At 60.1% G+C, this 17,987-nt stretch carries 17 protein-coding genes; 4 read left to right on the forward strand and 13 right to left on the reverse strand.

What is annotated here, in order from left to right; all coding sequences use genetic code 11:
• Positions 1–22: 22 nt before the first annotated feature.
• Genes fsa through PLH32_10150 form a run of 3 tightly spaced genes read right to left on the reverse strand, consistent with a single transcriptional unit; the run spans position 23 to position 2,241 of the window.
• Entirely contained in the window at positions 23–676 is a 654-nt protein-coding gene (gene fsa / locus PLH32_10140) for a fructose-6-phosphate aldolase (protein HQJ64958.1), read from the reverse strand.
• The gene (gene truA / locus PLH32_10145) at positions 673–1,437 is read right to left on the reverse strand and encodes a tRNA pseudouridine(38-40) synthase TruA (GenBank protein ID HQJ64959.1); all 765 of its coding nucleotides are present in this window, start codon (positions 1,435–1,437) and stop codon (positions 673–675) included. The genes fsa and truA overlap by 4 nt, the downstream gene beginning before the upstream one ends.
• A gap of 6 nt (positions 1,438–1,443) precedes the next feature.
• Positions 1,444–2,241 carry an energy-coupling factor transporter transmembrane component T gene (locus PLH32_10150; protein ID HQJ64960.1) on the reverse strand — a complete coding sequence of 266 codons (798 nt, stop codon included), beginning with the start codon at positions 2,239–2,241 and terminating at the stop codon, positions 1,444–1,446.
• A gap of 258 nt (positions 2,242–2,499) precedes the next feature.
• On the opposite strand from PLH32_10150, the gene PLH32_10155 reads away from it, so the two are divergent.
• Together PLH32_10155 and PLH32_10160 are read left to right on the forward strand one after the other, a co-directional pair.
• Complete coding sequence (locus PLH32_10155) at positions 2,500–3,456, forward strand: aminopeptidase (protein HQJ64961.1); 957 nt, start codon at positions 2,500–2,502, stop codon at positions 3,454–3,456.
• 33 nt (positions 3,457–3,489) lie between these two features.
• Positions 3,490–4,308, forward strand: coding sequence for a M55 family metallopeptidase (locus PLH32_10160; GenBank protein HQJ64962.1), 819 nt, complete (start codon positions 3,490–3,492; stop codon positions 4,306–4,308).
• Between the two features lie 72 nt (positions 4,309–4,380).
• Here PLH32_10160 and PLH32_10165 read toward each other — a convergent pair whose 3' ends face one another.
• The 10 genes from PLH32_10165 to dacB all read right to left on the reverse strand — a co-directional run bounded on the left by PLH32_10165 (position 4,381) and on the right by dacB (position 15,699).
• Entirely contained in the window at positions 4,381–5,217 is an 837-nt protein-coding gene (locus PLH32_10165; GenBank protein ID HQJ64963.1) for a phosphatidate cytidylyltransferase, read from the reverse strand.
• Positions 5,218–5,265: 48 nt separating this feature from the next.
• Positions 5,266–5,742, reverse strand: coding sequence for a septal ring lytic transglycosylase RlpA family protein (locus tag PLH32_10170; GenBank protein ID HQJ64964.1), 477 nt, complete (start codon positions 5,740–5,742; stop codon positions 5,266–5,268).
• 21 nt (positions 5,743–5,763) lie between these two features.
• Positions 5,764–6,675 (reverse strand): dihydroorotate dehydrogenase, encoded by a 912-nt coding sequence (locus PLH32_10175; GenBank protein HQJ64965.1) that lies wholly within the window; start codon positions 6,673–6,675, stop codon positions 5,764–5,766.
• Positions 6,668–7,477: a dihydroorotate dehydrogenase electron transfer subunit gene (locus PLH32_10180; protein ID HQJ64966.1), complete on the reverse strand. Its 810-nt coding sequence runs from the start codon at positions 7,475–7,477 to the stop codon at positions 6,668–6,670. The genes PLH32_10175 and PLH32_10180 overlap by 8 nt, the downstream gene beginning before the upstream one ends.
• A gap of 36 nt (positions 7,478–7,513) precedes the next feature.
• Positions 7,514–9,907: a tetratricopeptide repeat protein gene (locus tag PLH32_10185; protein ID HQJ64967.1), complete on the reverse strand. Its 2,394-nt coding sequence runs from the start codon at positions 9,905–9,907 to the stop codon at positions 7,514–7,516.
• A gap of 193 nt (positions 9,908–10,100) precedes the next feature.
• Complete coding sequence (locus PLH32_10190; protein ID HQJ64968.1) at positions 10,101–10,262, reverse strand: Gx transporter family protein; 162 nt, start codon at positions 10,260–10,262, stop codon at positions 10,101–10,103.
• 4 nt (positions 10,263–10,266) lie between these two features.
• On the reverse strand, positions 10,267–10,431 hold the full coding sequence (locus tag PLH32_10195) for a NusG domain II-containing protein (GenBank protein ID HQJ64969.1): 165 nt from the start codon (positions 10,429–10,431) through the stop codon (positions 10,267–10,269).
• Positions 10,409–12,652: a tetratricopeptide repeat protein gene (locus PLH32_10200; GenBank protein HQJ64970.1), complete on the reverse strand. Its 2,244-nt coding sequence runs from the start codon at positions 12,650–12,652 to the stop codon at positions 10,409–10,411. The genes PLH32_10195 and PLH32_10200 overlap by 23 nt, the downstream gene beginning before the upstream one ends.
• A 10-nt stretch (positions 12,653–12,662) precedes the next feature.
• The gene (locus tag PLH32_10205) at positions 12,663–14,051 is read right to left on the reverse strand and encodes an adenylate/guanylate cyclase domain-containing protein (protein HQJ64971.1); all 1,389 of its coding nucleotides are present in this window, start codon (positions 14,049–14,051) and stop codon (positions 12,663–12,665) included.
• A gap of 163 nt (positions 14,052–14,214) precedes the next feature.
• Positions 14,215–15,699, reverse strand: a complete 1,485-nt coding sequence (gene dacB, locus PLH32_10210; protein ID HQJ64972.1) for a D-alanyl-D-alanine carboxypeptidase/D-alanyl-D-alanine-endopeptidase — start codon at positions 15,697–15,699, stop codon at positions 14,215–14,217.
• A gap of 165 nt (positions 15,700–15,864) precedes the next feature.
• Here dacB and PLH32_10215 point away from each other — a divergent pair, with 165 nt between their 5' ends.
• On the forward strand, positions 15,865–17,025 hold the full coding sequence (locus tag PLH32_10215) for a metallophosphoesterase (GenBank protein ID HQJ64973.1): 1,161 nt from the start codon (positions 15,865–15,867) through the stop codon (positions 17,023–17,025).
• A 10-nt stretch (positions 17,026–17,035) separates the two neighbouring features.
• Entirely contained in the window at positions 17,036–17,983 is a 948-nt protein-coding gene (locus PLH32_10220; GenBank protein ID HQJ64974.1) for a 4Fe-4S cluster-binding domain-containing protein, read from the forward strand.
• Positions 17,984–17,987: the final 4 nt, after the last annotated feature.

Raw genomic sequence — 17,987 nt, forward strand, 5'->3', positions numbered from 1 at the left:
TTTGCATCGGTCTTTTTTGGTATCAGGCTTGGCGCTTCTTCACGCTCTCCCAATCCTTGAGAAAGAGCTGAATGCCCACGTCGGTTAGCGGATGTTTGACCAGTTGTTCAATGACCTTGAGCGGTATCGTGGCGATATGGGCGCCCATCATGGCAGCATCAAGGACGTGCAGCGGATTGCGGATGCTGGCGACGATGATTTCGGTCGGAAATTCATAATTGGCGTAAATGGAGAGAATCTGCTCAACCAGTTCCATGCCCACCTGACCGGTATCATCGAGGCGGCCGACAAAGGGGCAGACGAATGAGGCCCCCGCTTTGGCAGCGAGCAGGGCCTGCAACGGGCTGAAGATCAGGGTCACGAGAGTGCGGATCCCCTCTCCCTCCAGCACCTTGACGGCGATCAGGCCTTCCCGGGTTACCGGGATCTTGACGACGATATTGGGGGCGATCCTGGCCAGTTCCCGGCCCTCGCGGATGATCCCCTCGCTGTCGAGGCTGATCACTTCGGCACAGACCGGCCCTTCGATCAAACCACAAATAGCGCGATAGATCTCCTCCGGCTTGCCCGGTTCGCGGGCGACCAGGGTGGGATTGGTGGTGACCCCGTCCGCGACGCCAAGGGCCATCGCCTTTTTGATCTCTTCGAGACTGGCGGTATCGATGAAAAATTTCATGCTCGCTCCTTTGGCAAGGGGTGGATATCCGATGGATAGAGAATCTGCAACAGGAAGAGCCCGTGCGCCGGGGCGGTGCGTCCCGCAGCGCAACGGTCCCGGGCGGCGAGGATCTCGGTCATCACTGCAGGCGCCAGGCCTCCGCGGCCGATCTCGACGCAGGTGCCGACGATGATCCGCACCATGTTGTGAACGAAGCGGTTGGCGCGGATCTCGAAAATGAACTCGTCTTCTTCGCTGTGCCACTCGGCACTATAAACCTGGCACCGATGGTGCTCCAGTTCCGAACCGCTCCGACAGAAAGAAACAAAATCATGCACACCCCGCAAAGCCGACGCGGCTTGCTGCATCGCGACGAGATCCAGCCGCAGCGGAAGGAACCAGGCATATTGACGCCCGACAGCGCGCGGCCGGGTCGTGAGGCGGTAACGGTAAGCGCGGCTGATGGCGTCATGCCGGGCATTAAATTCCTCCGTGGCCTCCTCACCGGCGATCACCCGCACATCGGGGGGAAGCAGGGCGTTGGCGCCGCGGATGAAGGTTTCGACCGGCAACACGCTCGGCGTATGGAAATTGATCACCTGGCCCAAGGCATGGACACCGCTGTCGGTGCGCCCGGCGGCGATGACCGCGGTTTCACTCTGGGTGAGACGGCCGAGGGCCATCTCCAGTTCTCCCTGCACCGAACGCTGCCCGGGCTGGACCTGCCAGCCGCAAAACGCGCTGCCGTCGTACTCCAATGTCAGCCTGATATTACGCACGCCGTCTCAAAGCCAGATACAGAGAGTGAAGAAGAGCAGGGATCCGGTCATCACCAGATAGTCGGTCCAGGCAAAATGGAGGCGGGTATAGACGGTCCGTCCTTCGCCTCCGGTATAGCAGCGGGCATCCATAGCCGACGCGAGTTCATCCGCCCGGTGGAAGGCGGAGACGAACAGCGGCACCAGCAGCGGCAGTAAACTTCGGATGCGATGCCGCAGGGATCCGTTGAACCGTGCACCCCGCGAGAGCTGGGCGTTACGAATGCGCTGGGCCTCCTCGAGCAGCGTCGGTATGAAGCGCAGCGAGAGCGTCAACATCAGACTCAACTCGTGGGTTGGCACTCCCCAACGTTTCAGCGGCCGCGTCATGCGCTCCAGGGCATCCGTCAGTTCCAGCGGCGAGGTGCAGAGGGTGAGCAAGGCGGCATAGAGAATCAGCAGCGCCAGGCGTGTCACATAAATCCCGCCGAGGGCCAGCCCCTCCCGGGTCACGACAAGGCTGGTCAGGGGCACAACCCACAGCACCCGGCCGTCGCTCCAGAAGATGTGGATGATCCAGGTCAGGGCAAAAAGCCAGAGGAAAGGGCGGAGGTTCTTCATCAGCAACGGAAGCGGGATCCCGCCGCTTCGCGCTACGAGGAGAGAGAGAACCGCCATCCCTGCCAGAACATACAAATTATAGGTTAACAGCAGACCGCCCGTCAGGCAAAAAGCCGCGGCGAGTTTGCTGCGGGGATCGAGCCGATGGAGAAAGGAGGCTGCGGGAAAATATTGACCGAAGGTGATATCGTTGAAAAAGGCCATAATTAACTGTCGGTTAAATCAAGGAAATATACAGAAATTGGCGGGCAAATACAATACAAAAGTAGCTTTTCCACCCGGGCCGGCACCAGCTTCTCATTCCCGCCCAGGCCGGTACCAGCCGCATGCTTCCAGCCGACACGGCGAGCCCCGCCCCCTTCGTGCTCCCCTCGTCTGCGCTGACGATTTTTCACTTGACCTTTTCTCATTTTATTGCTATGTTGGCGGGGGGCAGCCGTATTATTTACAAAGTGTACCCGAATGAACAAACTGGAAAAAGCGGCGCAGACCGTGATCACCCGCGCCCTTGATCTCCGCAAGGGCGAGTCTGTCCTTATCATCGCCGACGAACCCTATCTCGACCTTGCCCACCTCCTCTTCGCAGCTGCCGAAAAGAAGTCCAACCATATCCACCTGCTCCAGGTAGGACGCGACTATCTCCAGCGTAATGCCCTGTGCGGCCCGGTGGAACGGCTAATGCTGGAGATGAATGTCATCCTCGCCCTGACCTCCACCTCGATATCACACAGCTCCAGCCGCCGGGAAGCCTGCCGGCAGGGAGCACGCTGCATCACCATGACGGCCATCACCAACGACACCTTCGCACGCATTGCGGAGATGGATTTTTCCCGCATTGCCAGGCTCAGCCGCAAGCTCGCCGATATCCTGACCATCGCCAAGGAGATCGAGATTTCGGCGCCCAACGGCACGCAACTGCGGATTGCCGCAGCCCGGGCGAAAGGTTATGCCGATACCGGAGAAGTAACGCAGCCCGGGGCTTTTTCCAACCTGCCGGCTGGAGAGGCTTCGCTCGCGCCGGAATTCGCCGGCACCTCCGGCGAGGTGGTCATCGACAGCGGCATGGGGGTACAGCCCAACGATCACGAGCGCACCGTCCTGCACATCCGGGACGGCCGCGTCGTGCGGATCGCCGGCGGTGTAGCGGCCAACCGTCTGCGCCGCCAGTTGGCACCCTACGGGCCGGAGAGCCGTCTGATCGCGGAATTTGGCATCGGTACCAATGAGAGCGCCCGTCTCAGCGGCTATCCCCTCGAGGACGAAAAGGTCCATGGCACGATCCACGTGGCAGTCGGCAACAATCTCTCATTCGGCGGCAGCAATGATGTGCCCATCCACCTGGAAGCCATCGTCTATCAAGCTAGCGTGGCCATCGATGGGCGCAAAATTCTCGAACATGGCAAACTGGTTCTGATGTAGTTCAAACGCCGGACACGGCCTATCGGAGGGCCCATGAAGATCTACATTACCGCAGACATGGAAGGGGTCAACGGGGTAGTACTGCGTGAGCAGGTCGACCCGACCACCCGGGAGTATGAGATGGCCCGAGGCTGGATGGTCGCCGAGGTCAATGCGGCCATCGAGGGTGCGGTAGCCGGCGGTGCGACAGAAGTAATCGTCAACGATTCGCACAACAACATGGCCAACCTGCCCGTGGACCGCCTCCATCCCGCAGCCCGCTTGGTTTCCGGCCCCGGCAAGCCCTTCTCAATGATGCAGGAGATCGATGGCTCCTGCGCCGGCGCTTTTTTTCTCGGTTATCATGCCGCCTTTGGGACACCGCTGGCGGTCCTTGAGCACACCTGGGCCTACTCTTATGTCGACGCGATTCGTATTAATGGTGTGCAAGTCGGTGAATTCGGACTCAATGCCGGGCTCGCCGGCTACTACGGCGTTCCCACCCTGCTGGTAACCGGCGACCGCGCCGTCGTCGCGGAAGCGCGCGCCCTCCTGCCCGGCGTGGGTGCAGTGGTCGTCAAGGAAGGGCGCGGCCGCAATTGTGCCGTCTGCGAGCCCTTTTCGCAAAGTCTCGAAGCGATCCGCAGGGAAGCGGAGGCGGCAGTCCGGGCCATCGCGACCCACCCGCCGCTTGGTTTTACGCCGCCCTTGACGCTCGAATATCTCTTTCCCAAGGTCGAGATGGCCGAGGCCGCGATGCTGCTTCCGGGCGCAGAACGGAGCGGCATGCGCAGCGTTCTCTGCCACCCGGCCGACTATCCCGGGCTCTACCGTCAATTCCTCGCTCTTTTCCGCCTCGCCAAATCAGTCTGAACCCCGGCCATTTTCCGCCCCGAAAAGCCAGGCACGCGCGGTGCCGCTTGGCTTTTCGAGGACTCCCTCCAGCTAGTACGCAAAAAATCGCAGGTAAAGATAAAGATAGACCACCGGCGCCGTGATGGTCAGGCTGTCGAACCGGTCCAGGATCCCCCCGTGCCCCGGTATGAGACGTGAAGAATCCTTGACTCCGGCATCGCGTTTGAACATGGACTCAAAGAGATCGCCGAACTGCCCCAGGCTGCCGCCGATCGCGCCAATCACCAGGGAATCATGCAGCTGCAGGCCCCGGATGAACCAGTGATGGCAAAGCCAGGCGGTGAGCAAGGCAAAGAGGAAACCCAGGAGCGACCCTTCGATCGACTTGTTCGGGCTGATACGCGGCATCAGCTTATGCCGGCCTAGATAGGATCCACCGATGTAGGCGGCGGTATCGCACACCCATATACTCAAAATCAGGACCAGGATCCAGCCGCCGGCAGGGGAGCTGTCGAGGCCGAAGCGCGATGCAGGAAGTTCACGAATAAGGATGAAGCTGCCGAATGCGAGCGGATAATACAGAGCGGCAAAGGCGCTGACCGAGGTATCGAGGAGGGTGGAGCCGCTGCCGCGATAAAGGGCCGCGAATTGCACCCAGACCAGATAAAGCAGGATGATCGGCAAAACGAGTCGCACATCGAAGAAGTAGAGGGAGATAACCAGGGCGGTAGCGCAGACCAGTCCCGGCGCATAGTAAGCTATACTTTCTTTATGGCGGGCGAGGCCATAGAATTCATAGACCGAGAGGACGGCGACGAGCAGGACAAAGGTCAGCCACCAGAGTCCTCCCTGCAAAACGGCCAGAACAATGAGCGGACCGAAGAGCAAGGCAATCAAGGTGCGAATGCCAAAGGATTTAAAATTCAAGGTTCCTCCATCAGGGTAAGGGTAAAACCATCCGGATGTGAACGGCGCTTAACGGGGCAACTGAATCACCTTGATCTCCACCATGCCGCTGCCCTTTTCGGCGAGCTCGAGGTCGCGGGCCGCCTGAAAGGAGAGGTCAATAATGCGCCCGGGCACATAAGGACCGCGGTCGTTGATCCGCACCTCCACGATTTTGTTGTTGGCAAGGTTTTTGACGGCGACGATGGTGCCGAAGGGCAGGTTGGGGTGGGCCGCGGTCAGGCGGCGCATGTCGTAAAGCTCGCCATTGGCGGTCATCCGGCCATTGATCTCGTCGGCCATATAGGAGGCGATGCCGGTCTCGGTGTCGCGCAAACGCAGCGGCGCCTGGTCGGCCCGAAGATCACCCTTATCGGCAGCGGGTCTGGCCGTCGTTTCGCTGTCCTCTGGCCCGGCTGCGGGTCCAATATCCCACCAGCGGGTGTTCGGGTAGCAGGAAACGATCAGAAGAAAAAGGGAGCAAAGCACGAAACATCGTCGTTTCATGTCAGCCTCCTGTAAGAAATATCAAAGTCGCAGGGAACCGCGCAATTCGGCCAGGCTCTCGACCCTCTCCTGGTGGCAATACGCTTCAAGCCCCTTCACCACCTCTGCAGCGGCACAGGGATTCATAAAGCCGGCCGTCCCGATCTGCACCGCGGCCGCTCCGGCGATGATGAATTCGAGGGCGTCGGTGGCGGTGGCAATCCCGCCGATGCCGATGACCGGGATGGAGAGGGTTTGTACGAGTTCATAGACCTTGGCCAAAGCCACCGGCCGGATGGCGGGTCCCGAGAGCCCACCGGTTACCGTGGCGAGCCGGGGCTTGCGGGTGCGGATATCGACAGCCATACCGACGAGGGTGTTGATGGCGGAAACGGCATCGGCCCCGGAGGCCTCGCAGGCGCGTCCGATCTCGCCGATGCGGGCGACATTGGGCGTCAACTTGGCGATCAGCGGCCGGCGCGTTACCCCGCGGATCTTCCGGGTGAGCTTGGCCGCAACCTGTGCCTCGCTGCTGAATGCCAGCCCCCCCTCCTTCACATTGGGACAGGAGTAGTTCAACTCGTACGCCGCAATGCCCGCCACAGGCTCGAGCGCCTCAATGGCGGCGACAAAATCGTCCATGCTCCGGCCCGCAACATTGACGATTACAGCGGTACGCAGGGTGGAGAGGAAAGGCCACTTTTCTTCGATGAACCGGGCGACTCCGAGGTTCGGCAAGCCGATCGAATTGAGCATGCCCGCCGGCGTCTCGCAAATTCGCGGCGCAGGATTGCCTGGGCGCGATTCGAGAGTGATCGTCTTGGTGACGATCCCGCCTAATTGGTTCAGATCCATAAAGTCGGCGAATTCGCTGCCATAGCCGAAGGTCCCGCTGGCCGTCAATATGGGATTGGCCAGCTGCAATCCGCCGATCCGGACGGAGAGGTCAATCATGGAGCAGAATCTCCTCGATTGGGAAGACGGGACCATCCTTGCACGCCAGGAGATACTTTTGCCCATCCGGGCGGGGCACCCTCAGCTCAACCGGGCAGCCGACACAGGCCCCAAAGCCGCAGGCCATGAGATTTTCCACAGATATAAATCCCCGAAATCCGGTTTCCAGGGCGAGCGCGCACAGTCCCGCCAGCATCGGCGTCGGACCGCAGCCATAGAGAATCCGACCGGAACGATCTTGGTCACTCTCCAGATAGCGACGCAGCGGCTCCAGCACCCGGCCCCGGTATCCCGCACTGCCATCCTCCGTGGCGAGATGGAACTCGACGCCATGCTCCTGCCAGAGCGGGCTGCGGCAGAGGGCCTCCGCACAGCGGGTTCCGTAAAACAGGGTTTTGCGGCAGCGGATCTCCGCAGCGTCCTGCAGCAGCAGATCAAAGGGGGCGATGCCGATACCGCCCGCAACCATGATGATCTCGCGTGCAGCCGGGTCGAGTGGGAAGGTATTGCCGAGCAAGCCGATGGCATCGAGCCGGTCGCCAGTCTGACAGCGGGCGAGGGCCTGGCTGCCGCGGCCGACTGCAGCGATCAGCAGATCAATCGTTCCGCGCACGGGATCAGCGCGGTGCAGGCTGAAAGGACGCCGCCACAGCAGATCGCAGCGCTGTGGCACCTGGATATTGACAAAATGGCCCGCATGCGCCGCTGCTGCCCAGTCGGGTGCCTCGAGGGTCAGCCGCACCGTCCCGGCCGCCGCCGCGTTCACCGCAATCACCCGTGCTTGCAGCATCGATTTAGTCACGATCGCTCTCCTTCTTCGCCGGGGGCCACCTTGCGGCTATTCCACCGGAAGCGGTTTCGCTTTTGGCTTTGGTGCAGGCGGGCTGGCATCCGTCGGCTTCTGATCTGCCGGCGGCGTACCCGGCTGCCGGTCGCTGGCAGGATGAGCAACGCGCCGCTTTTCGATCTCCTGCTCACGCCGAAGATCGGCATCCACGGCGGCGGTATCTGGGATCGCCCCCGCCGGCTGCACCACGCCTTGCGCCGGTGCCGTAAGGGTGTTATCAAGGGCGGCCGGGCCGGTAGTGGAATCGGCCACTGCATCATGGACGCTGCCGCCCGGCGCCACGCCTTTTTTCAGAGAATCGGCCGCAGCCCGGGCCTGTTCAGCCGCCAGTTTGATCGAATCGGCGACAGCCTTCTTGCGCTCCTCAATCGCCTTGATCGCCTGTTCATGACGCGTGAGCTTGTTTTTCAGATTCTTGCCATAAGCCGACTCGGGATATTTTTCGATGATCTCCTTATAGGTGGCAATCGCCTTGTCATAGTCGTGCAGGTCGTGCTCGTAGAGCCATCCCTTGCCGAATTCCGCCTTGATGGCATAGGGCGAGTGCGGATAGGCTGCCGTGATCGAATCATAGAGGGCGAGGGCCCGGGTCAGGTCCCTCCCGTCCCAGTAGGCCTTTTCGGCCTCGCGATAAGCCACACCGGCGGAATCCACCTTCTCGCTCAGCAGCGGCCAGCCGAGGATCCGCCGGGCCCCTTCGGCATGCGGTGATTTCGGATAGAGGTAGACCAAGCTGCGGAAGAGGGAGTCGGCCTGTACCGTATCCTGCTTGATCGCGTACATGATATACCCGATCGAATAGAGCGCCCGGGCAGTCAGGATGCTGTCCGGTTTGCTCTCGACAACCTGCAAGAAGAGCTTCATGGAAGAATCGGGGTGATTAAAATTGAACATCAGCAGCTCAGCCAGTTCAAGGCGTTTTTCGGCCAGCGTGACGGATTTCTTTTTTTCTGCCACTTCCCGAGCCTTAAGGCTGCGCAGGCTGTCTGGCACGGCCGCATCCCCCTTGAGAGAATCGGCTTCGCTTTTGACGGAGGAGCCTGCGGTGGACGCCAGCAGGGCCGCGGGATCCTCGCTGTCGTAATCCCGCGGCGGCCGCCGACCGCGGCCGGCATAATTCATCCACATCCCCTCCGACCCAAGATCGATCGGCGCATCATCGAGATCCGCCTTCTTCTCCCCTTTGGCCGCCGTACCCGTTGAATCCTTGCTCGTCACGATGCCCAGCAGCTCATTGATCGACTGCTGCAGCTCGAGCATCCGCTTGATGTTGTCAGAACGCAGCTTGGCGGTGGTGGCAATCAGCGATGCAGACTGTTCGCCGCGCACTAGGTCATAGAATTCCTTGGCCTTGACAAAATCCCCCTTGCTGTACTCCTGGATTTCGGCCAGGTTGTAATAGCTGCGGGCCGAAGCTTCAGTCCCCTTGTGTTCCTCGAGGATGTTGTTATACCATTTGACGGCGGTCGCTTCATCGCCGCGAAAGCGGTAGCTGTTGGCCAACATCAGCTTGATCATCGGGATTCGCTTTACTTCCAGTTCCTTGGCGAGCAGGAGAGAAAAAGTGCGGATAGCCGCGTCATACTCTTTGAGCAGAATCTGGGATTCTCCGAGCTTGTAGGAGGCCTGGGATTTGAAATCCTCGTTCGGGCTTTCCTGCACGGCGCGCCTGAAGACGGGCACCGCCTCGCTGTAGCTCTTGAGCTGAACCTTGCACTCCCCCAGGCGGTAGAGCGACATGGCTCGGGTCAGACGATCATCCGACTGCCTGGCTGTGCGTGTATAGACCTCAGCCGCCGCCTCAAAATTGTCTTTTTCAAAGTAGAGAGAGCCCAGTTCGTACTCGGCTTGCTGCCTGATACTCTTGGGAAAATGATCGTTGAGGGTGATCTCGCGAAATTTTTTCTCGGCGGCATCGAACTCGCGCAGGGCGAGAAAGGTTTTGCCAAGGAGGATTTCGGCTTGCGGGACGAATTCACTGTGGGGATAGAGGCTGATAATCTCCTCGAATTTGCGTTGCGCTTTGGTATACTCCTGGCGGTAAAAGAAGCATTCACCTACCATGATCAGCGCATCATCGACCCAGCGGCTTTTGGGATAATATTCGAGAACGCTGGAGGCTTTTTCGATGGCCTTCTGGTAATTCTGCATCTCTGTCGCGCCAGGCTTGCTTCCCTGGCTGGCGGTGTTGAGATTACCCTGACGCCGCGCCTGCTCCTTTTCTTCCGGCGAGAGTTCGACGACCTGGACCCGCTCGCGCTTTTTGCGCTCCTTGGAGGCGTCGTGATAAAACTGCTTCGCATTGTAAAAGGTGTTGTAATAGGCGCACCCGCTGAGGAGATTCAGCGTCACGGCGATGAGGAGGAAGGCGCAATTTCGGCGCATGGTCTATCCCGTTTTCGGCGGCGACGATTTAGATTCTAAAATACATCTTGCCGGGCAAAATAACAACTGAAAAAAAGAGCGTTGCTGTGCCGGCATCTCCATCCGGTTAAACCGTCGGGAGGGCGTCAGGTTCCCCATGCTCTACCGCTGCGGTCGGTGAAAAGGAGGAACAGCCTGGCGGCCAGATCGACAGTCAGCCGTGCAGATAGAGTGCCGCCAGGGTTGCAATCCGGGACAATCCCGGTTTGATCCACGGGAGGGGGCGGGGCATCACGCTTTCGAAGAGGGAAAGGGCCAGGCCGTCGGCGGTCAGCAGAGCGAGACGCGAATGTTTGCGGGCATCCATCCGGGCCATCAGCCTACTCCGTGACCATATCCAGCGGATTGCTGCCGCTTTCAATGCGTACGACCATCCGGTTGGAAACGCAGACGATAAGGCCCCCGCGACGCTGAACGGCGCCGCTGTGCACGCATCGTTTTTCCGGACAGGGGGAGGTAGCCTCACGGCAGCTGATTGAGGGCATCCAGCCGCTCCTGGGCACGGCGCTTGTATTCGATGGAACCCTGGTGCGCCGGATTGATCAGCAGCGCCCGGTTCCACTCGGCGATCGCGGCGCGGTATTTCTCTTCCGTATAATAATTGAGGCCGCGGTTGAAATAGGTATCCACAAGTCGCGTGACGCTGTTTTCGCACTGCTCGGCCAGATCCCGGGCGTCCAGACGTCCAGGCTCCTTTTTCAGAGCTTCGCGCGCCATTTCCAAAGCCTCCAGATAGCGCGCCGCCTGATACCGCGCCCGGCCGATCTGGACCAGCCGGTCAACCGGCAGGTTGGCGTAACATTTGCGGCGCAGTTCCACGATCTCCGCCGCTTCCGGCTCATACCGGCTGAGCGAGTCAAGAGCGGAGAGTGTGGCCTCCCAGCGGCCTTGGGCGAAATGGCGACGACTCAGATCCAGAAAATACTGTCCCTTGTTCGCGGTAGCCGGCTGCAGGTTCTCAAGATACCGCAGCGCACCCGCATGGCCGGGACGGATATCCAGGATCGCACGGAAGAGTTTACGCGCAGTCTCGTTATCGCCGCTGTTGAAGGCGGCCTCAGCCTTGGCATACTGCTGATTGATGTACGCCGTCACCTTGTTCTCCATCTCGGTCTCGCGCTTGCGCGCATAAGCAAAATCGGGCTCGATTCCGAGGATCTGACGGTAGAGCTGCAGGGCTTTAAGCCAGTCGCTGGCTTCCTCCCGCTTCCGCGCCTCAAGCAGCAGATGGTCGACCGCCTGTTGGCTCTCTCTGCGTTCCGCCAGAATGCGCTCCACGTACTCGGAGGCCTCACGGAATTCGGGATTCAGATTGAGCGCCTTGCGGAACTGCTCCTCTGCATCGTAATATTTTTTCTGGGTATAATAGCCCAAACCGGCGAAATAATATTCCTGCACTTTTTGTCCGATCTGCTCGTCGATCCGATCGAGGTACTCCTTGACCCCGGGATGATCCGGCAGGACCTGGCGGACCGATGCGAGGACCTCGCGCGCGCGCTTGAGGTCGCCCCGTTCAAAGAGCTGCCGGCCGTTTTGATACCAGCGCTCGCCGTTCTGGGCGACATTCGGGGCGATCGTCTGCAAGGCCAGGCGGGCGAAGTGGTGCTCCGGATCGATCCGGAGCACCTTCTGGTATTGCACCGCAGCGCTGATGTACCACTTTTTTTGCAGGTCGCGCTGGGCGCGCTGTAACAGAGAATCGACGGCGCTGTCCTTAATGCGCATATGCCCCGAAAGGGTGTGGATAATCTCACGGGCTTCGTTGTTCGCCGGATCGTACGCCAGGGCGTGCTGGGCGTAATGCAGCGCCTGGCGCTGATTGCCCTGCTGCAGCATCTGCGTAGCCCTCTCCTGGGCGCGCCGGGAGCGCTCGGCGGGCGCACGACCAATCTCGAAGGCGAGGGCGACCTTGCCGCTCTCGCCGCCAAAATCATATCCGGCATCGATCTGAAGGTTTTCGGCATGGATGCTCACCCCGGCGGCGATGCCGTCACTACTGAAATCGGCCATCCCCGCCATCAGAGTCAGCCAGGAGATCGGGGAGAACGCGGCTCCAAGATGGTGCCATCCCGCCCCGTTTTGCCAGCTGTAGCCGTAGCTCAAGCGGGGGCCCAGCCCCGTGAATGCATAGGAAAGAGCCGCTGAGCCTTGATATGGAGGACCGGAAGAAGGATTCAGGGAGAGGTTACTGAGCGCAACGCCAGCGGCGAGGGGAGCCAGCCAGTGCGGCAAGGCCGGGGATTGGGGGCCACCCAGATCGAGCGGCTGCCAGATCACCCCAAGCCCCAGCGCGGTATAGCTGGTGCGGCCATCCGGGTGGTTGGTCAGGCTGATGCCGGTGTGCAGACGGTTGAAGAAAGAGTGCCCGACACCGGCTGAAGTGAAACTGCCTCCTGAAGATAACGGCGGTCTTCCTGCTGCCACGGCGGCCGTGCCGATCACCGGGAAGAAACCCGAAAAACCGCCGTACTCGATGCGAAAGGATTCAGCGAAGGAGAGATAGCCCTGCATGCCGCGGAAGAGGGCCAGCCCTGCAGGATTCCAGTAGAGGGCAGAGAGGTCGCTGAGGCCGAGCGTGCCTTGCGCCCCTTGTAGCAGCGGCCGCACACCGGGTTGATAGGATGGAATCGAGCGGGGGAAAAGGCAGGAAGGCGAACTCACTCCAACAGCCAGGGCCAGGACGGTTATTCGCAGGAGAATCCTCATCCGGATCTGCCTAAACGATCATCGATCGGTCATAATCTACTTCATAGATCTCAACAGGCTGGGTGCGCCCCTTGACCTGGACATGGTCGAGATGGAGGGTGGGATACTCGCCGTTGAGCTGTCCCACCATCTCCCCGGGCACAATGATCTGCCCCGGTTTGGCCAGGGCACAGAGCCGCGAACCCAGATTGACAACCTCGCCGATCACCGTGTAATCGAGACGGTCCTGCGAGCCCATGTGCCCCAGGATGGCCTCACCGATGTGCAGACCGCAGCCCACCTGCAGCGTCACCTCGCCATTGCGGCTACGCCGCAGATTCAGCTCGCGGATCGAGCGTTGGATTTCGACTGCCGCGTGAATTGCGGTATCCGCCTGCCGTTCGCCGAGGAAGATGGCCATCACCTGATCGCCCATGAACTTATCAACGATGCCGTTGTTCTCCTCAACGATACGGGCTTGCAGGTCGAGATAGATATTGATCAGCTTGATGGTCTCCTCAGCCCCGAGCCGCTCGGTCATCGCCGAAAAACTGCGGATGTCGGAAAAAAGCACGGTGATCACCCGGCGCTGGCCCGCCGAGGTGGAGCGGACCTCGCCATTGGCGCTGGAGCGGATCATCTGTAACGTCAGCTTGGAGACGAATTTTTGCATCTGCAGTTTTTCGCGCAGTTGCACGATCATCGCGTTGAACTCCATGGTCAGCCGGCCAAGCTCATCGGCCGCAAGCACCGGGATCTGCACGCCGAGATTGCCGCTGCTCACCTGGCGCAAGCCGCTCCCGAGCATCTCGATCTGCGCGGTCATCCGCCGCGCGATGATAAAAATTATGACGATCGAGACGATGATAATCAGCGCCGTCGCCGAGAGGATCGCCCGTGTCACCCGCTGGATCGGATGCATGACGATATCTTTGGTGAAGCCGAGCACGGCGATCCCGAGAAAGATCCGCCGGTCTCCGGCATTTTCGCGGCGGGTGAACATCGGATGGATGTACTCGATATTTTCACCGCGTTCCCGCACCATGGTGGTCTCGAGCGCAAGCAGCCAGCTGCTGTCCGCCGGCGCCAGCTTGCGATAGAGCCGCTCCGTATTGGTGTGGGCGAGGATCATGCCAGTGCGGTCGATGACGCCGACGTAAGCCAAACCGGCGATATTCTCGTTATAGACCGAGAGGATCGATTCGCGAATATGCCCCAGTTGCAACGAACTGCTGTTGGGATTCATATCCGTGCGGTAATAGAGGAGCAGATCATCCTTGATCGCCACCGAGACATGACGCATCACCATGGTACAGGTCTCGGCCAGACGCTCGTTGAGGATGCTCTTGCCCTGCTGGATCACGACAAAGCTCAGGATCGACATCAGACCAATGAAGAGGAGTCCGATGGTCAGGATCAACTTGACCCTCAGTGGGGCCGATCCAAACCAGCGCGTTATATGTCGCAGTCCACTACCCATCATCCCTCTCGCCTGTTGCGCTCCCGGGCCGCCATCACCAGGGCATCTGTGTGCACGTGCAGTCCCTGCGAATCGATCCCGATACCCGGCGCTCCGCAAGCCCTCATTTCCGGGTAAAATTGGCCAGGCGCTCGCAAACCAGATCCTGGAGATGGTTCGCGGTGCCCGTGGGAACGCTGTAATTATTGACAATCATGGAAAAGACCAGCAGTTCATTATCCTTCGTGGTCACATAGCCTGAAAGAGCCCGCACCCGGCCGATGAATCCGGTTTTGGCATGCACCGTACCCTTCGCAGCGGTGCCGCGCATCCGCCCCTTCAGGGTGCCGTCCACGCCGGCGACCGGCAGACTGTCAAAGAAAGACTGACCCGCGGTTTGCTCATGCATGTAGCGCAGCAGCCGGATCACACTCATCGGCGAAACCAGATCCTGCCGCGAGAGCCCGGAGCCGTCGGCGGCGTAGAACATGTCCGGCGTGATCCCGGCCGCCTCGAAAAGCTGCTTCGCCGCCTTCTCTCCGCCTGCGGCGCTGCCATCTTGCATCAGCTCGCGTCCAACAGTGCGTAGCAACAGCTCGGCGAAGAGGTTATTGCTGTTCTTGTTAACCTCGCGGACGATTTCGCTCAGCGGCGGCGAGGTGTGCGAAGCCAGCTGCACGGTTTTGTATTCGATCGGCAGATAGCCCGGCAGCTCCTCGATTTCGAAGGCCTCTTCCAGGACGCGAATCCCGCGACTGAGCAGAATCTCGCGCAGCACCGTGGCGGCATACTTCGCCGGATTTTCCACTGTGATCCAGTCGCGGCGATCTTTGGTCTTCAGGCCGATCGTGCCGTCGCAAAAAATCTTGTTGCTGCCCGGATCGCGCCAGAAGGAGAGCCGGGTGCGTTGGTCGGTCCGGACCCGGCTCACGATCTGGACATAGGCCGTGTTCGGATAAAGCGCATAGCGCGCCAGAGCGCCCAGGGAATCGCCGGGATTGAAGACGATGTCGACGCAGTTGTCATTGAAGGTCAGGGCGCTGATTTGCGCCGAATAATAATCGGTCAGGTCGTCCCAGGCCCAACCGGAGCCGATTCGGCTGTCGGTGAAATATCTTCCATCGCCTATGACCTTGCCGGCGATGGTGGTGATTTTACGGACCCGTAAACTGTCCGCCCAGCGCTCAAAGACCGCGGTGATCTTGTCATTCTCCCAGCGCCCGCTGATCGAGGGATCGCCGCAACCACGGATGATCAGATCCCCCTCGAGCACCCCATCGGTGGTGATCAGCCCGTGCGCCACCAGCCGCGTCACGAAACGGTATTCGCTGCCTAGGCCGAGCAGGGCCGCGGCGGTGGTGAAAAGTTTCATGTTCGAGGCCGGCATGAAGGCCTTGTTCTCGTTGCGCAGGTAAAAGTACTCCCCGGTCTGTGCCGACTGGATCGCGACCCCCCAGTGCGCTGCACTAAAGGAGGGATCGGAAAAGATATAATCAAGATCATTGCGGATCTGTACCAGCGCCTCCTGCGAACCGGAGACCGGCATGCCGGCGCGCCCAACGACGACGCATAGGAGCAGCAATAGAATAACCAGATTCTGGCGTCTCATCATCATGTGCCCAAGGTAAGAAAATCAATTTACTGAAATTAGATAAAATTCACCAAAGAATCAAGCCTTTTATGGCTGTGCAGTCTGGATCGAGGATTCCCTTTTGTTTTATATGCAAAAAATCGTAAATTTGCGGAAATTAATTTGATCGGAGTGCTGCAAAAGATGAAACACAGCGGCTTTATCCTCTTCATCTCCATCGCTTTGGGGCTCTATGCCCTGATGAATTATTATCTTATCCGCCGCGGTTTGCAGGCCCTGCCAGCGCAAAGCTGGTCGCGAGGCCTCTTCACCCTCCTCATTGTCTTGCTCGCGGCCGCCTATCCTATGGGTCGCTGGCTGGAGCGCAGCCCCAGCCCTTGGCTCGGCAATCTGCTTGTCCATATCGGCGCCTATTATACCGGCATGCTCGTTCTGACCCTGGTGGCCCTCCTGGCCATCGATCTCATCCGGCTTGCCGACCATTTCCTTGCCTTCATGCCGGCATCTTGGCGGGGCAGTCATACGCCGGCCAGCCTGAAGTTTTTCTGGCTGACCTTCGTCCTCATCGCCGTACTGACCACAGCCGGAGCGGTGAATGCACGCCATCCGCGCGTCCGGCATCTGAGCCTCGAAATCGCCAAACCGGCACCCGTCCACCGGCTGCGTCTGGTCCTCGCCACTGATATCCATCTCGGCACGATGATCCACAACTCGCGGATGCAGCAGATCGTCTCGCTGATCAACGCCCAGACACCCGATCTCATCCTCCTCGGCGGCGACCTGTTCGACGAGGATGTACTCTCCCTCTCCAAACAAAACATGGCCGAAGTGCTGCAGCAGCTCTCGGCGCGGCATGGCGTCTATGCCATCCCCGGCAATCATGAGTATTTCAGCGGCATCAACCATGCTCTCAACTATATGCGCAGCGCCGGGATTATCGTGCTCCGCGACAGTGTCGTCAAGGCGGCGGATGCAGTCTGGCTTATCGGCCGTGACGACCGCCAGGGCCACGCCTTCGGACGCCAACGTCTTGTGCTCGGCGAACTGGTCCTAAAAGCCGATAAAAATCAGCCGCTGATCCTCCTTGACCATCAACCCTTCCACCTCGATGAAGCCGAAGCGCAGGGCATCGATCTCCAGCTCTCCGGCCACACCCATCACGGCCAGATTTTCCCCTTCCAGTATATCACCAAAGGGATCTATGAGATGAGCTGGGGTTACCTGCGCAAAGGTCGAACCCAGTACTACGTCTCTTGCGGCGCCGGTACCTGGGGTCCGCCTCTGCGACTCGGCAACCGGCCCGAGATTGTGACCATCGATCTGACTTTCGCGGCGCCGCAATGAGGGAGACGGCATGATTCCGGCAGATCCCTATGTGGCCTACCAGCACTGCGCCCTCTGCCCGCGCGAATGCGGAGTGGACCGGAGCGCCGGCAAAGTGGGGATTTGCGGCGAATCAGCCGAGCTGCGCGTCGCCTCACTCGAAGCCCACTTCGGTGAAGAACCCCCCCTCAGCGGCAGCTGTGGTTCCGGAACCCTCTTTCTCAGCGGCTGCTCCCTGCTCTGCACCTTTTGCCAGAACTTTCAAATCTCCGGCCTGCATCTCGGCGCCATCGTCGGCGTCGAGCAGATCGCGACGCGCATACTCGAACTGGTGCGGCAGCAAAAAATCCATAACCTCAATCTGGTGACGCCGGATCACTTTTTGCCGCACATCCTCGATCTGGTCGAGCGACTGCGCGGCCAGGGATTCGATCGCCCTGTCGTCTATAACAGCTCCGGATATCAAAAGGTGGAGATGTTGCGGTGGGCCGAAACCAGCGTGGATATTTATCTGCCGGACTATAAATACAGCAATGCCGATCTGGCGCATGCCCTCTCGCGATGTCGCGATTACCCCCTGGTCGCCCTGGATGCCCTCTGCGAGATGGTGCGGCAGAAGGGTTTTCTCGACCATTTTACCGCGGCCAAGCCCCTCGCCAGCCGCGGCGTCCTGGTCCGCCATCTCGTCCTGCCTGGTCAGGTGACCAACTCCATAGACGCCCTCTCCACCCTCTTCACCGAATTCGGCCGCGATTTGCCGCTGAGTCTGATGTCCCAGTACCGCCCGGCGCGGATGGTGCGGCAGGCGGAACTGAACCGCCCGCTACGGCACGAGGAGTTTTACCGCGTCTACGAGCATGCGCTTGATTTGGGCTTCCGAAACCTGTTCGTGCAGCCGCTGGAGGGCCCGGTCGAGGCGGAGGACCCCTTCCTTCCCGATTTCAACCGGGAGCGCCCCTTCAAGGGCAACGTACGCTGACCCT

Source organism: bacterium (genome assembly GCA_035419245.1).
Taxonomy (GTDB): Bacteria; Zhuqueibacterota; Zhuqueibacteria; order Residuimicrobiales; family Residuimicrobiaceae; genus JAKPUX01.

What these genes read in the sequence shown, in the direction of transcription:
- dacB (HQJ64972.1), bottom strand. Translation starts at nt 15,699, where the DNA reads ATGAGACGCCAGAATCTGGTTATTCTATTGCTGCTCCTATGCGTCGTC.
- PLH32_10215 (HQJ64973.1), top strand. Translation starts at nt 15,865, where the DNA reads ATGAAACACAGCGGCTTTATCCTCTTCATCTCCATCGCTTTGGGGCTC.
- PLH32_10200 (HQJ64970.1), bottom strand. Translation starts at nt 12,652, where the DNA reads ATGAGGATTCTCCTGCGAATAACCGTCCTGGCCCTGGCTGTTGGAGTG.
- PLH32_10155 (HQJ64961.1), top strand. Translation starts at nt 2,500, where the DNA reads ATGAACAAACTGGAAAAAGCGGCGCAGACCGTGATCACCCGCGCCCTT.
- PLH32_10160 (HQJ64962.1), top strand. Translation starts at nt 3,490, where the DNA reads ATGAAGATCTACATTACCGCAGACATGGAAGGGGTCAACGGGGTAGTA.
- PLH32_10220 (HQJ64974.1), top strand. Translation starts at nt 17,036, where the DNA reads ATGATTCCGGCAGATCCCTATGTGGCCTACCAGCACTGCGCCCTCTGC.
- fsa (HQJ64958.1), bottom strand. Translation starts at nt 676, where the DNA reads ATGAAATTTTTCATCGATACCGCCAGTCTCGAAGAGATCAAAAAGGCG.
- PLH32_10150 (HQJ64960.1), bottom strand. Translation starts at nt 2,241, where the DNA reads ATGGCCTTTTTCAACGATATCACCTTCGGTCAATATTTTCCCGCAGCC.
- PLH32_10185 (HQJ64967.1), bottom strand. Translation starts at nt 9,907, where the DNA reads ATGCGCCGAAATTGCGCCTTCCTCCTCATCGCCGTGACGCTGAATCTC.
- PLH32_10175 (HQJ64965.1), bottom strand. Translation starts at nt 6,675, where the DNA reads ATGATTGACCTCTCCGTCCGGATCGGCGGATTGCAGCTGGCCAATCCC.
- PLH32_10170 (HQJ64964.1), bottom strand. Translation starts at nt 5,742, where the DNA reads ATGAAACGACGATGTTTCGTGCTTTGCTCCCTTTTTCTTCTGATCGTT.
- PLH32_10190 (HQJ64968.1), bottom strand. Translation starts at nt 10,262, where the DNA reads ATGGCCCGGATGGATGCCCGCAAACATTCGCGTCTCGCTCTGCTGACC.
- PLH32_10195 (HQJ64969.1), bottom strand. Translation starts at nt 10,431, where the DNA reads ATGCCCTCAATCAGCTGCCGTGAGGCTACCTCCCCCTGTCCGGAAAAA.